Annotated in this window: 13 protein-coding genes and 1 pseudogene; 4 read left to right on the forward strand and 10 right to left on the reverse strand. The window is 60.6% G+C overall.

The genetic code is table 11. From position 1 onward, the window contains the following. Positions 1–277: 277 nt before the first annotated feature. Positions 278–1,204: pseudogene (locus ABIA48_RS11425) on the forward strand (methyl-accepting chemotaxis protein); the annotation flags it as partial. Continuing rightward, positions 1,199–2,062 (forward strand): methyl-accepting chemotaxis protein, encoded by an 864-nt coding sequence (locus ABIA48_RS11430; RefSeq protein ID WP_429492847.1) that lies wholly within the window; start codon positions 1,199–1,201, stop codon positions 2,060–2,062. The pseudogene ABIA48_RS11425 and the gene ABIA48_RS11430, both read left to right, overlap by 6 nt. A gap of 73 nt (positions 2,063–2,135) precedes the next feature. On the opposite strand, the gene ABIA48_RS11435 is transcribed toward ABIA48_RS11430, so the two are convergent. The 9 genes from ABIA48_RS11435 to ABIA48_RS11475 form a co-directional block, all read right to left on the reverse strand. Next, the gene (locus ABIA48_RS11435; RefSeq protein ID WP_007989040.1) at positions 2,136–2,441 is read right to left on the reverse strand and encodes an XRE family transcriptional regulator; all 306 of its coding nucleotides are present in this window, start codon (positions 2,439–2,441) and stop codon (positions 2,136–2,138) included. Next, positions 2,434–2,799, reverse strand: coding sequence for a type II toxin-antitoxin system RelE/ParE family toxin (locus ABIA48_RS11440; protein ID WP_007989038.1), 366 nt, complete (start codon positions 2,797–2,799; stop codon positions 2,434–2,436). The genes ABIA48_RS11435 and ABIA48_RS11440 overlap by 8 nt, the downstream gene beginning before the upstream one ends. 237 nt (positions 2,800–3,036) lie before the next feature. Beyond that, positions 3,037–3,405, reverse strand: a complete 369-nt coding sequence (locus ABIA48_RS11445) for a glyoxalase superfamily protein (protein ID WP_429488695.1) — start codon at positions 3,403–3,405, stop codon at positions 3,037–3,039. Positions 3,406–3,621: 216 nt separating this feature from the next. Continuing rightward, entirely contained in the window at positions 3,622–5,079 is a 1,458-nt protein-coding gene (locus ABIA48_RS11450) for a D-aminoacylase (protein ID WP_429488697.1), read from the reverse strand. A 1-nt stretch (position 5,080) separates the two neighbouring features. Then, positions 5,081–5,941 (reverse strand): MurR/RpiR family transcriptional regulator, encoded by an 861-nt coding sequence (locus ABIA48_RS11455; RefSeq protein ID WP_310057760.1) that lies wholly within the window; start codon positions 5,939–5,941, stop codon positions 5,081–5,083. Positions 5,942–5,955: 14 nt separating this feature from the next. Beyond that, positions 5,956–7,305, reverse strand: coding sequence for a gluconate:H+ symporter (locus tag ABIA48_RS11460; RefSeq protein WP_429488699.1), 1,350 nt, complete (start codon positions 7,303–7,305; stop codon positions 5,956–5,958). Positions 7,306–7,525: 220 nt separating this feature from the next. Next, positions 7,526–8,971, reverse strand: a complete 1,446-nt coding sequence (locus ABIA48_RS11465; protein WP_429488701.1) for a SulP family inorganic anion transporter — start codon at positions 8,969–8,971, stop codon at positions 7,526–7,528. A 252-nt stretch (positions 8,972–9,223) separates the two neighbouring features. After that, positions 9,224–10,135 carry a LysR family transcriptional regulator gene (locus ABIA48_RS11470; protein ID WP_429488703.1) on the reverse strand — a complete coding sequence of 304 codons (912 nt, stop codon included), beginning with the start codon at positions 10,133–10,135 and terminating at the stop codon, positions 9,224–9,226. A gap of 241 nt (positions 10,136–10,376) precedes the next feature. Next, positions 10,377–10,967, reverse strand: coding sequence for an NAD(P)H-dependent oxidoreductase (locus ABIA48_RS11475; protein WP_007994557.1), 591 nt, complete (start codon positions 10,965–10,967; stop codon positions 10,377–10,379). Positions 10,968–11,129: 162 nt separating this feature from the next. Between ABIA48_RS11475 and ABIA48_RS11480 the strand changes: the two genes are divergently transcribed. Then, entirely contained in the window at positions 11,130–11,444 is a 315-nt protein-coding gene (locus ABIA48_RS11480; protein ID WP_204929116.1) for a putative quinol monooxygenase, read from the forward strand. Here ABIA48_RS11480 and ABIA48_RS11485 read toward each other — a convergent pair. After that, positions 11,434–12,198, reverse strand: a complete 765-nt coding sequence (locus ABIA48_RS11485; protein ID WP_429488706.1) for a sulfite exporter TauE/SafE family protein — start codon at positions 12,196–12,198, stop codon at positions 11,434–11,436. The two genes, ABIA48_RS11480 and ABIA48_RS11485, sit on opposite strands and share 11 nt — an antisense overlap. Positions 12,199–12,404: 206 nt before the next feature. Between ABIA48_RS11485 and ABIA48_RS11490 the strand changes: the two genes are divergently transcribed. After that, positions 12,405–13,295 carry a LysR substrate-binding domain-containing protein gene (locus ABIA48_RS11490; protein WP_429488708.1) on the forward strand — a complete coding sequence of 297 codons (891 nt, stop codon included), beginning with the start codon at positions 12,405–12,407 and terminating at the stop codon, positions 13,293–13,295. Positions 13,296–13,298: the final 3 nt, after the last annotated feature.

Here is a 13,298-nt window from a genome sequence, read left to right on the forward strand (position 1 = left end):
TTACAGAATCTGTTCGACAAAATCCTTTCAGCTCCCTGGATTGCTGCCGATACATCCTGCTTACACAGCTTGGCGGCCCCCAAAAAAAACAATCTTCCAGCCAACCGACAAACAAGAAGCACTACGTTCCTGGAGGAATTTGATGAATAGCTGGTTTGGCAACATCAGCGTGAACCTGAAACTGGGCCTGGGATTTGGCCTGGTCCTGGCACTGACCTGCGTTCTCGCCCTGACCGGCTGGACCAGCCTGGGCGGGTTGATCGACCGCAGCAACTGGATGAGCGACATCACCCAGCTCAATGGCGGCCTGACGAAGCTGCGCGTAGTTCGCCTGCAGTACATGCTGACCAACGGCGACGAAGCCGCCGCACAGACCGTGCAGACCACCCTCGACGCTTTCTCGGCCCAGCAGCAAGCCCTGCTGGCGAAGTTCAAGAGCCCGGAAAACCTCAAGCTGCTCAGAGAGCAGGGCGCCGTCATCGATGCCTACAAGACGTCCCTCGACAAGATGCGCAACGCCTATCGCGCCGGTAACAGCGCCCGTGATGCCATGAGCACCAGCGCCGAAACCGCCAGCACGTTGATCAACGACATCAACGCCCGCGTGCAGCAAATGCCGTTGAGCGACCAGCGCTTCGAGCAGTTCCAGGCCATCACCGCGGCCAAGGAAGCGTTCCTGCTGGCCCGTTATGAAGTGCGCGGCTACACCGCCACCACCAACGCTGAGACCGAGCAAAAAGCCGTCGGCCAACTGGACGCGGCCATCGCCAGCCTGAAACCGCTGAACGCACAGTTCGCCGATACCCGGCAAGACGCCCTGCATCGGCTGGAAGCTGCACTGGGCGACTACCGCAGTGCCTTGCAGGCCTACAAGGCCGCCAACAATGACGCGGTGCAGGCGCGCAAGGAAATGACCGACCAGGGCGCCGCCATCGTGTCCCAGAGCGATCAGCTGTACCAGATCCAGCTCGACCGCCGTGACGCCGAAAGCGCCCGGGCGCGCACTCTGCAACTGATCAGTACGTTACTGGCGTTGCTGGTGGGCATCATTGCCGCCGTGGTCATCACTCGCCAGATCACCCGCCCATTGCGTGAAACCCTGGCGGTGGTCGATCGCATCGCCAGCGGTGACCTGTCCCAAAACGTCCTGGTTACCCGCCGCGACGAACTCGGCGTGTTGCAGCAGGGCATCGCGCGCATGGGCGTGACCTTGCGCGACTTGATCAGCGGCATCCGCGACGGCGTGACCCAGATCGCCAGCGCCGCTGAAGAGCTGTCGGCCGTAACCGAACAGACCAGCGCCGGGGTCAACAGCCAGAAAGTCGAGACCGATCAGGTCGCGACTGCCATGCACGAGATGACCGCCACCGTGCAGGAAGTCGCGCGCAACGCTGAAGAAGCCTCGCAAGCCGCTGCCGCGGCGGACGGCGAAGCCCGTGAGGGTGACAAAGTGGTCAACGAAGCCATCGCCCAGATCGAGCGCCTGGCCAGCGAAGTGGTGCGCTCCACCGAAGCCATGAGTGTGCTGCAACAGGAAAGCGACAAGATCGGCAGCGTCATGGACGTGATCAAGGCCGTGGCCGAACAGACCAACCTGCTGGCGCTCAATGCCGCCATTGAAGCAGCCCGCGCCGGTGAGGCCGGTCGTGGTTTTGCCGTGGTGGCCGACGAGGTTCGTGGCCTGGCCCAGCGCACGCAGAAATCCACCGAGGAAATCGAAAGCCTGGTGGCCGGCCTGCAGAACGGCACGCAGCAAGTGTCGGCGGTGATGAACAACAGTCGTGTCCTCACCGACAGCAGCGTGGCCCTGACCCGCAAGGCTGGCGAGTCACTGGAGAACATCACCCGCACGGTGTCCAACATCCAGTCGATGAACCAGCAAATCGCCGCCGCCGCCGAACAGCAAAGCGCCGTGGCCGAAGAGATCAGCCGCAGCATTATTAACGTGCGTGACGTGTCCGAACAGACCGCCGCAGCCAGCGATGAAACGGCGGCGTCGAGTGTTGAACTGGCACGGTTGGGCAATCAGTTGCAGATGATGGTGAGTCATTTCAGGGTCTAGGCCGAACAGGTCAGCGAGTTGACAGGAAGCCCTTTGAACAAAGGGCTTCTCTCATTTCAGGCCGTCGAGCTGCTTATTTGGCGAAGTTTTCGATCTTTACCTGGCCCTCAGGAAAGGTGGCGATGATTTCCAACTCGCCACCCATGGCGCGGATGTAGTTGCGCAATGTGCTGATGTACATGTCCGTGCGTCGTTCCATTTTCGAGATTGCTGCCTGGTTGACGTGGAGTGCTTTGGCCAACGTGTCCTGGCTCAATGCCTGAGCCTGACGCAACTCGTGCAACGGCATTTCTGCTCGCAGTTTTTTAACCAAGGCCTCGACACGCGCTTGAGACTCGGGAGAGCGACGCGCTACCAACTCAGAAAATTTTTTAGCCATTGTCATAGCCCTCTGTCTTCAATGTTTCCAAGTGCTCGTCGTACAGCCGCTCAGCCAGCGGCACATGCTCCTGATACCAACGGTCCTTGCCGGTTTTGTCGCCGCCAATCAGCAGAATCGCACAACGTCTGGGATCAAAGGCATACAGCACTCGATATGGCTTGCCTGCATGTTGCACCCGCAATTCGCGCAGATTTCCGTGCCGCGAGCCCTTGATATCGCTGGTAAACGGGAATCCCAAGTGCGGCCCCTCATCTCCAAGCAACGTGACTGAGGCTTGCACTGAGTCCTGCTCCGCCTCATTGAGTCGATCCCACCAAGCCTCAAATTCATCCGTGTATTCAACGTCCCATTTCATACAAATATGCCACCCGCGGAATATAACCTCAAGGGAATAACTGTATGAGCTTCAGCGGCCCTTCGAATACCCTTGAGCCCCCACGCAATTGTTAATGATGATTGCTGGAGGAACCTGGATGTTGTACGGGCGCAGGCGGATTACTGGATGGCGTTGCAGGCGGGTGGCATCAGCCTGGATATGGGCAAGGCCAGTTCCTACGCAGTGCGTGGGAATCAATCAATGGCTGGCTAAACCTCAGACACAAATCGCATTGGTAAACACCAACCGATTGCCGAACGGATCGCTGATGGTCATGTCCTGGCTGCCCCAAGGCATGGCCTGGATCTGTGGATGCGCAAACGCATACTCCTTGGCCAGCAGTTGCTGCTGGAAGGCTTCCAGTTCATCGGTCTCGATGCGCAAGGCCGAGCCTGGCGTGCTGTCGCCATGGTGTTCGGACAGGTGCAGCACGCACTCACCCCGCGAGACTTGCAGGTACAGGGGGAAACCGGCTTCGAATCGATGTTGCCAATCGATCTTGAAACCGAGGAAATCAACGTAAAACTCCACGGCCTGGGCTTCGTCGAAAATACGCAGGATCGGAGTGGTTTTGCCGAAGCTCATCGAGTTGCTCCCTGTAGGAGCGAGCCTGCTCGCGATGATCGTTAACGATAACGCGTTTTGACTGGCTAAACGCGGCGCCTTTGACTTCATCGCGAGCAGGCTCGCTCCTACATGATTGAACAGCATTAGGTTGTCGGGTTTGATATCAGTCCTTCGGCGCGGAAATGCCATTCTTTAATCTCAAAATGACATCACTGTGACGCAGTCCTCGAAACGTCACTGAAACCCTGTGCGCAAATCCCCTTCCCGGGCCAGGAACCACCCTTCCCTGCGCCCGTTGGCCTGGCCATCGCGGTAACTCAACACACCGTTGACCCATACGCCCTCGATGCCTTGCGCCGCCCGCTGTGGATCGTTGAAATCGGCGACATCATGGATGGTCGCCGGATCGAACAACACCAGGTCCGCCCAATGGCCTTCGCGGATTTCACCGCGCGCCTTCAAACCGAAGCGTGCCGCCGACAGTCCGGTCATTTTGTGCACGGCGGTGTGCAGCGGGAACAGTCCCACGTCACGGCTGAAATGTCCGAGCACCCGGGGGAATGCGCCCCACAAGCGTGGGTGCGGAAACGGGTCTTCCGGCAAGCCGTCGGAGCCGACCATCGACAGCGGATGCGCAAGGATTCTACGCACATCCGCCTCATCCATTCCGTAGTACACCGCACCGGCCGGTTGCAGTCGGCGGGCGGCCTCCAGCAACGACAGATTCCATTCGGCGGCGATATCCATCAGGTCGCGGCCGCCCATCTGCGGATGCGGCGTCGACCAGGTAATGGTGATGCGGTGGGCATCGGTCACCTGCTTGAGGTCCAGGGTCGATGAACTCGCAGCGTAGGGATAACAGTCGCAGCCCACCGGGTGGCTCTTCGCCGCCTGTTCGAGGGACGCCAACAGCTGCGGACTGCGCCCCCAGTTACCGGCACCGGCACATTTGAGGTGAGAAATGATCACCGGGCTTTGCGCATGGCGACCGATCCGGAACGCCTCGTCCATGGCCTCCAGCACCGGTTCGAATTCGCTGCGCAAATGGGTGGTGTAGACCGCACCAAACGCCGTCAACTCTTCGGTCAGTTGCATCACTTCATCGGTTGATGCCGAGAAGGCGCTGGCATAGGCAAGGCCGGTGGACAGGCCCAACGCGCCGGCCTCAAGGCTGTCGCGCAGTTGCTCGCGCATCGCGGCGATTTCATCCGCCGTGGCGGTGCGGAACAGGTCGTCCAGATGATTGCTGCGCAACGCCGTGTGGCCCACCAGCGCCGCGACGTTCAGCGTAGTGTTCGCCGCTTCGACTGCCGCGCGGTAGTCACTGAACTTCGGATAGACGAACGCAGCGGCCGTGCCGAGCAGGTTCATCGGGTCTGGCGGATCGCCGCGCAGACTCACCGGCGAAGCACTGATCCCGCAGTTGCCGACGATGACCGTGGTCACGCCCTGGCTGAGCTTGGGCAGCATCTGCGGTTGGCGAATGACCACGGTGTCGTCATGGGTGTGCACGTCGATGAATCCCGGCGCCAGCACATGGCCCTGTGCGTCGATTTCTTCGCTGGCGCTGGCATCGCGCAGGTCGCCGATGCGCTCGATGCGACCATTCAGAATCGCCACGTCGGCGGGGTAACCAGGGTTGTTGCTGCCGTCGATGATCAGGGCGTTGCGAATCAGCGTGTCGTACTGCATGTCAGTCTCCCAGCGGCAAGTGATCGTCGCCGCCGCGGTATTCGTCGAGGGCGAGTTTGATTCGCCGCAGACGTTCTTGATTGTCTTCAGGGTTGGCCAGGGCCAGCTCGGTGGCAAGCACATCGATGGCCAGCAGCATGCCGTAGCGCGCCGCCGTGGGTTTGTAGATGAACGAGGTTTCGGCACTTTGCAGGGGCAGGACGATATCGGCCAGTTGCGCCAGCGGTGAACCCGCGCGGGTGATGGCCAGAATGCGTGCGCCATAGTTGCGCGCCAGCTCCACCGTTTCAATCAGCTCCGGGGTAATGCCGGTGAGCGAGCAGACAATCACTACGTGTTCGGCGCTGAGGCTGGCGGCGGTGACTCGCATCATCACCGCATCGTGGCACGCCGCAATCGGATAGCCGAGACGCACCAGGCGCACTTGCAGTTCATCGCTGCACAGGGTCGAGCAGCCGCCCATGCCGAAAGCGTGAATCATCCGCGCCTTGCCCAGCAGTTTCACCGCATCGGCGAAACGCGACTCATCGAACGCCGCCAGGTGCTGACGCAAGGTCGATTCGATGTCGCCGACGATTTGCCCGTAGAACGCCGACTGCTCGGGCGTACCCGCCGGGTCGAGAAATCGGCTGCCAACGCCGCTGGCCTGGGCCAGTTGCAAACGCAAGTCACGCAGATCCTTGCAGCCGACCGTACGGGCGAAACGTGACAGCGTGGCGCTGCTGACCTCCGCCCGCAGCGCCAGTTCATCGAGGCTGGCGGAAGCGGCAAATCCTACGTCGTCGAGCATCAGGCGTGCGATGCGTCCTTCACCGGCGCTGAAGGAGTCCTGACGGGCGCGGATCTGGTAGAGGATGTCCATGCGGGTGGCTCCGGCTAAATCAGATAAGAAAGGCCAACGGTCAGGCCGAAGGCAACGACCGAGATCAATGTCTCGAGCACGGTCCAGGTCTTGAAGGTTTGGGCAACGGTCATGTTGAAGTATTCCTTGATCAACCAGAAACCGCCGTCGTTAACGTGGGAAAAGATAACCGACCCGGCGCCCGTCGCCAGCACCAGCAGCTCCGGATGGGGATAACCCAGACCAATGGCCACTGGCGCGACCACACCTGAAGCAGTGGTCATGGCCACAGTGGCAGAACCGGTGGCGATGCGCATCAGCGCGGCGAACAGCCAGCCCATCAACAACGGCGACAGATGAAATTCGTGGGCCAGGCCGACAATCTGGTCGGTGACGCCAGCGTCCACCAGAATCCGGTTCAGGCCACCACCGGCGCCCACCAGCAGGGTGATGCTCGCGGTCGGCGCCAGGCATTCGTTGGTGAACTTGAGGATCGATTCGCGGTTGAAGCCCTGAGCCAGGCCGAGGGTCCAGAAGCTCAACAACGTGGCCAGCAACAGTGCGATCACCGAGTTACCGATGAACAGCAAGAACTGGTTGAAACCACTACCCGGCGTGGAAATCAGATTGGCCCAGCCGCCGATCAGCATCAGCACCACTGGCAACAGGATGGTCGCCATGGTGATGCCGAAACCCGGCAGGCTGTCGCGGGGTTCGCGCTCCAGGAACTGACGCTCCAGCGGGTTTTCCGCCGACAATTGAATACGCGGCACGATGAACCTGGCATATAGGGGACCGGCAATGATCGCGGTCGGAATGCCAATCAGGATCGCGTACAGCAAGGTCTGCCCCACCGACGCCTGATACGCCTGCACTGCCAGCATCGCCGCCGGGTGCGGCGGCACCAGCGCATGCACCACCGAAAGCCCGGCGACCATCGGCAAGCCGACCATCAGGATCGAGACGCCCACGCGCCGCGCCACGGTAAACGCAATCGGCACCAGCAAAACGAAACCGACTTCGAAGAACAGCGGCAGGCCGACCAGAAACGCGATAGTCACCATCGCCCAATGCGCGTTCTTCTCGCCGAAGCGGTCGATCAAGGTCCGTGCCACCTGCTCGGCGCCGCCGGACTCGGCCATCATCTTGCCGAGCATGGTGCCCAGTGCCACCACCAGTGCGATGTGCCCCAGGGTTTTGCCGACGCCCGCCTCGTACGCCCCCACCACACCCGACGGCGGCATCCCCGCCACCAGCGCCAGGCCGATGGAAATCAGGGTGATGACAATGAACGGGTTTAGCCGGTAACGGGCGATCAGAACGATCAGCGCGATGATGGCAACGGCGGCATACACCAGCAGCCAATAGCCGAAGGACAGGGTCATGCGGTACTCCTCGAGAGGGTCACGTCGAAATATTTGTGAAACTCTTAAAACATTTCGAGACGCGATATTCAAACGAGGTGAAAGTAATTTTCGTGCAGAGGTAAGGGATGTCGTATAGAGGTATGGCGTGTCGCGAATTATGAAAGTCGGCCGTGTGAATTTTCATCACCGACAACAGATCTTTCCCTCGCTCAGCGTGGGAAAGATCGAATGGCTGGATTCAGTCGTGATGCACCCGGGCGCGCTTGAGCAATTTCCTGCAACGCTCGGACAAGTGCAGCACTCGCAGGTGCTTGCCGGCCTTGGCGTAGCGTTCGCGCAAGGTGCCCAGCGCGGCAATGGCCGAGTAGTCGACAAAACTCAAGTGACGGCAATCCAGGGTCACTTGCACCGGGTCGTTGGCCGGATCGAACTGATTGAGAAAGGGTGTGGTCGAGGCGAAGAACAGCGTGCCATGCACCCGGTACAACTTGCTGCCGTCGTTCTCCAGGTGACTGTCGGCATACAGCTGTCGGGCCTGCTGCCAGGCAAAGTTCAGCGCAGCAATGATGATGCCGCAAAGCACCGCGATGGCCAGATCGGTGAAAACAGTAATCACCGTCACCGCAATGATCACCAGCACGTCGTTGAGCGGTACCTTGTTCAGCACCCGCAACGAGGCCCAGGCGAAGGTCTGTTGCGCAACCACGAACATCACCCCGACCAGTGCGGCCAGCGGAATACGCTCGATCAGCGGCGACAGAAACAGAATGAACAGCAGGATCGACACTCCGGCCACCACTCCGGACAAGCGCCCGCGGCCGCCGGAACTGAGGTTAATCACGGTCTGGCCGATCATCGCGCACCCGCCCATGCCACCGAACGCCCCGGACACCACATTCGCCGCCCCCAACGCCACGCACTCGCGATCCGGGAAGCCACGGCTTTCGGTGATTTCGTCGGTGAGGTTGAGGGTCAACAGGGTTTCCAGCAACCCGACCAGCGCCATCAGGATCGCGTAGGGCGCGATGATGCGCAGGGTGTCCAGGTTCCACGCAATGTCCGGCAGCGCCAGCGTCGGCAAGCCACCGGCTATGTGCGCCATGTCGCCCAGGGTGCGGGTCGGCAAGCCAAGCAGGTACACCGCCAGGCCCACGCTGAGAATCGCCACCAGTGCTGGCGGCACTGTGCGGGTCAGCCGCGGCAGTACGTAGACAACGGCCATGGTCACCGCGACCAGACCAAGCATCATGTATAGCGGTGTACCGCTCAACCAGGCTTCACCGCTCTTGAAGTGCTCCATTTGCGCCAGCGCAATGATGATCGCCAGGCCATTGACGAAGCCAAGCATCACCGGGTGCGGCACCATGCGCACCAGTTTGCCGAGCTTGAGCAGCCCGAACGCCATCATGATCAGCCCACCCAGCAACACCGTGGCCAGCAAGTACTGCACGCCGTGTTGCACCACTAGCGCGACGATCACCACGGCCATCGAGCCGGCCGCCCCGGACACCATGCCCGGCCTCCCGCCAAATAATGCAGTCAGCGTGCAAATGATGAACGCGCCATAAAGCCCCATCAGCGGATTGAGGTGGGCCACCAGCGCGAAAGCGATGCACTCGGGCAACAGGGCGAAGGAAGTGGTAAGTCCGGCCAGGACATCGGCGCGTAGACGTTTTGCTTTCATGGTGGGATCGCACACAGGGATAGACGAGAAAAGAGTGTGCGGATGTTACGGAATCGGGGGCCGACCGGCCATCATCTGTGTCATCGAAAATGTCTTCGCGAGCAAGCCCGCTCCCACAGTTGATCGCATTCCTTCTGACGGAGCGCGGTCAACTGTGGGAGCGGGCTTGCTCGCGAAGAACGATGACGCGGTCTAAAGCTAACTCAAACCTTCTCATCGCGATTCCACCCAACCTGACGCAGGAATCACAAATCAGCCCTTGAAATCCGCGTTCGCGTAATCCGCCAATTTGCCCTGGATGAAGTCCAGAAAGCATTGAATCCGCAGGGCCAGCTGCGAGTTGCGGTAGTACACCGCGTTGATCGGCTGGCGGTAGCCGCTGTTGAATTCGCCCAGCAATACTTTCAAGCGTCCGGCACGAATGTCTTCGATGGTCATGAAGTGCGACAGGCTGGCAATGCCCTGGCCGTCCAGTGCCAGATGGCGGATGGTCTCGCCGCTGGAGGCGCTGATCGACGCCTGAATCGGCCAGCGATCGCCATGCACATAACGCAGCGGCCATTGGTTGAGGCCTTCGTTCTGGGTGAACCCCAGCAGCGTATGGCTGGCCAGGTCCGCCACGGCCTGCGGTGTGCCGTGCTTTTCCAGGTACGCCGGGCTGGCGACGATGTGCAACGGGCTGCATCCCAGGGAGCGGGCATGCAATGTCGAGTCGGTCAGGGTGCCGATGCGGATGGCGATGTCGGTGCTCTGTTCCAGCAGGTCGATGATCAAATCGTTGCTGTTGAGTTCGAGCTGGATGTCTGGGTAGAGCCGACGGAATTCATCAATGTAGGGCACGATGGCGTGCAGCATGAAAGGCGATGCCGCGTTGATGCGCAGGCGCCCGGACGGCGTTTGCTGACGCGAGGTCAGGCGCTCTTCGAGTTCATCCATTTGGTCGAGAATCTGCTTGGCGTGTTCGAAGAAATACTTGCCCTCCTCGGTCAGGTCCATGCGCCGCGTGGTGCGATTGATCAACGTGGTGTCGAGCTTGGCCTCCAGCCGCGACAGCGTACGGCTGACCGCCGAAGGCGTTTGCCCGACCTGCTCGGCCGCCGCAGAAATCGACCCGCATTCAATCACGCAGACAAAAATCTGCAATTCATCGGATCTGGCTTTCACGTGTGTCCCTTATCGATAGTCCTGCGCCGTTCTATTGTGCAGCGAAAATCCAATGTGGCGAGGGGGCTTGCCCCCGTTCGGCGGCGAAGCCGTCGTAAGATCGACATACGCAATTTATCTGAACCACCGCGCTCACCGGTTATGGGTCCGCTTCGCGCACCAACGGGGGCAAGCCCCCTCGCCACAAAAGCTCTCTCGCTACAAACCAGTGTCGGTGTCTGATATCGATAGTAGCCGAGCGTTACGCCTTCAGACCAAACACCTCAGTCAAATGCTGCTCATAACGCGCCACATCAGCTTCGATGTTCGGGCGCTTCATCACGTCCACACACAGGAACGTCGGCAAACCGGTCATGCCAAGGAACTCGTTGGCTTTGTGGAACGGGAAGTACACCGCGTCCACACCTTTGGCTTCGAAGAAATCGGTCGGGTCGTCGAAGGCTTGCTGCGGGGCGTTCCAGGTCAGCGACAACATGTATTGCTTGCCGTGAATCAGGCCACCGCTGCCGTACTTCTGCGACGCGTCCGAACGGGTGCGACCGTCGCTGGCATAGAGGCTGCCATGCCCTTCGGTAAAGACTTCATCGATGTACTTTTTCACGGTCCACGGCGCGCCCATCCACCAGCCGGGCATCTGGTAAATGATCACGTCGGCCCAGAGGAACTTGGCCACTTCTTCGGCGATGTCGTAGCCCTCGTCGATGAAAGTGGTTCTGACATCCACACCGCCGCGATCCAGCACGCTCAACGCGGTTTCATGCAGGGTGGTGTTGTAGCGGCCGTCGGAGTGCGCAAACTTTTTGCCGCCATTGAGCAACAGGACTTTTTTCATGGGAGGTCTCGGGAAGGTCGGGAATCGGATGACGGCAGAGTACCGACTGGCCTCGTGCGGAATAAGCGTCGATTGGGCAAATATCATTTGACCCAGAAGCACGAATCAATGGCCGATTGTTGCCTTAGACTGACGCCAGTTCTGACCTGAGGAGAAATGTAGATGAGTGAAATCCAGGGCTTCATCCTGCACGCCAAGACCCGTCCGGAAAAATCCGACGCCTTCGAAGCGTTTTTCAGCAGCTACGTGGAAGCGAGCCGAGCCGAACCCGGTTGCATCGAATACCACATGTTGCGCGACAAACAGGACCCGACCCTGTTCATCTTCTACGAAATATGGCAGTCCCAGGCCCACCTCGATGTGCACTCGAACCTTGCGCACATGAAGCAGTTCCTCGACCAGCGCGATGAATACCTGGAACGGGACTTCGAGATCCGCGCCATCGAAATGATCAGCCCGTCGTCCGCTAGCCGCTGATCAGCAAATGGCCGCCGAGCAAGCCCAGGCCAATGAAGAACACGCGCTTGAACAACACGGCGCTGATCCGCTGGCGCAGCGATTGCCCCAGCCACATGCCGAGCATTGCCGGGATCAGCGCCAGCAGCGATGCGCTCAACTCGCCCCCGCCAAGAGCACCGCGCCATAGCAAGCCACCGGCCAGGGCCAGGGTCGAAACGGTGAACGACAGGCCCAGCGCCTGCACCAGCTCATCCTTGCTCAAGCCCAGCGCTTGCAAATAAGGCACCGCCGGAATCACGAATACGCCGGTGGCCGAAGTGATGACGCCGGTCAGCACACCACACAATGGACCGAGCCAGCGTTCGCTGCGCCGCCCTACGCGCAAAGTCGGCAGGAACAAACCACTCAGCGCATAAAGCAACAATGCCGCCCCCAGCCCCCGCACCACCCAATGGCCACCGCTCATGCCGACCCACAGGGTGCCTGCCCCGGTGCCGATGAAAATCGCCAGCAACATCGGCCACAACCGTTTGACCAGCCCGGACAAATGCCCGCCGAATGCCAGTTGCCAGACGTTGGTCAGGGTCGCCGGAATGATCAGCAGCGCCGCAGCCTGCGTCGGCGCCATAGCCACACCGAGCAGGCCCATGGCAACGGTCGGCAGGCCGAGGCCGATCACGCCCTTGATCATGCCGGCCAGCACAAAGGTGGCGATAACCAACAACGAAAGGGCCAGCCCGAGATTCTGATAAAACGCCGAGAGTGTGTTCATGGGGCCATGGTGAGCCCGCAAGGGTTGATTGAAAATCTGCCATATACTGAGGTTGCCTCTCGCAAGGCAAGAGGCTGAATATTTGGGTCGAGGCTACTGGCCTCTTCGCGAGCAAGCCCGCTCCCACAGTAGATCGCGTCACCTGTGGGAGCGGGCTTGCTCGCGAAGGCGCCCTTCCAGACAACACACATCCAGAGGTTGCTGCAATGCACTTCGACCTGACCGACCTGCGCCTGTACCTGAACATCCTCGACACCGGCAACATCACCGCCGGCGCCGCACGCAGTCATCTGTCACTCGCGGCGGCCAGTGCGCGCATTCGTGCCATGGAAGCCTCACTGGGGATCGGGTTTCTCGAAAGAGGCCGGCGCGGTGTAACGCCAACGCCGGCCGGCAATGCCCTGGCCCGACACGCCCGGGTACTGCTGCAACAGGCCGAACGCCTGCAACAGGACCTGGCCGAATACGCCAAGGGCGTAAAAGGCCAGGTGCGATTGTTGTGCAACACCACGGCAATCACCGAGTACCTGCCGGAGTTGCTCGCCGACTTCCTGCGCGACCACCCCAATCTGGATATCGACCTGCAGGAACTGCCCAGTACCCGTATCACCCACGCCTTGCGCCAGGGTGCGGCGGACCTCGGTATCGTCTCCGACGCCATCGACACCCACGACCTGCAAACCCGCCCGTTTCGCGATGATCCGCTGGTACTGATCATGCCCCGCGAACATCCCTTGGCACAGGCGGCCTCAGTCAGTTTCACCGACACATTGCGTCACGATTACGTCGGCCTGAACGCCAACAGTGCCCTCGCCGTGTACCTGGAGGAACAGGCGCTGCACACCGGTACACGGATGCAGATCCGCATCCGCGCCGACGGCTTCGACGGGGTGATGCGCATGGTCGCACACGGCGCCGGATTGGCGATTGTGCCGTTGGCGGCGATCCAGCGCGGGTCGCTCGATGAGCCGTTGAAAAGTGTCGCGCTGGAGGATGACTGGGCGCAGCGCAAACTGCTGCTCTGTGCTCGCTCATTCGACAACCTGCCCGGTTATGCCAGAGCCCTGTTCGAGGCATTGCAGGGCGACAGCCTTTGAAGA

The organism is Pseudomonas sp. S30_BP2TU TE3576 (assembly GCF_050436025.1).
Classification (GTDB): domain Bacteria; phylum Pseudomonadota; class Gammaproteobacteria; order Pseudomonadales; family Pseudomonadaceae; genus Aquipseudomonas.

Excerpts from the sequence above, each read along its gene's own strand:
- ABIA48_RS11430 (WP_429492847.1), top strand. The coding sequence starts at position 1,199 with ATGGGCGTGACCTTGCGCGACTTGATCAGCGGCATCCGCGACGGCGTG.
- ABIA48_RS11435 (WP_007989040.1), bottom strand. The coding sequence starts at position 2,441 with ATGGCTAAAAAATTTTCTGAGTTGGTAGCGCGTCGCTCTCCCGAGTCT.
- ABIA48_RS11440 (WP_007989038.1), bottom strand. The coding sequence starts at position 2,799 with ATGAAATGGGACGTTGAATACACGGATGAATTTGAGGCTTGGTGGGAT.
- ABIA48_RS11445 (WP_429488695.1), bottom strand. The coding sequence starts at position 3,405 with ATGAGCTTCGGCAAAACCACTCCGATCCTGCGTATTTTCGACGAAGCC.
- ABIA48_RS11450 (WP_429488697.1), bottom strand. The coding sequence starts at position 5,079 with ATGCAGTACGACACGCTGATTCGCAACGCCCTGATCATCGACGGCAGC.
- ABIA48_RS11455 (WP_310057760.1), bottom strand. The coding sequence starts at position 5,941 with ATGGACATCCTCTACCAGATCCGCGCCCGTCAGGACTCCTTCAGCGCC.
- ABIA48_RS11460 (WP_429488699.1), bottom strand. The coding sequence starts at position 7,305 with ATGACCCTGTCCTTCGGCTATTGGCTGCTGGTGTATGCCGCCGTTGCC.
- ABIA48_RS11465 (WP_429488701.1), bottom strand. The coding sequence starts at position 8,971 with ATGAAAGCAAAACGTCTACGCGCCGATGTCCTGGCCGGACTTACCACT.
- ABIA48_RS11475 (WP_007994557.1), bottom strand. The coding sequence starts at position 10,967 with ATGAAAAAAGTCCTGTTGCTCAATGGCGGCAAAAAGTTTGCGCACTCC.
- ABIA48_RS11480 (WP_204929116.1), top strand. The coding sequence starts at position 11,130 with ATGAGTGAAATCCAGGGCTTCATCCTGCACGCCAAGACCCGTCCGGAA.
- ABIA48_RS11485 (WP_429488706.1), bottom strand. The coding sequence starts at position 12,198 with ATGAACACACTCTCGGCGTTTTATCAGAATCTCGGGCTGGCCCTTTCG.
- ABIA48_RS11490 (WP_429488708.1), top strand. The coding sequence starts at position 12,405 with ATGCACTTCGACCTGACCGACCTGCGCCTGTACCTGAACATCCTCGAC.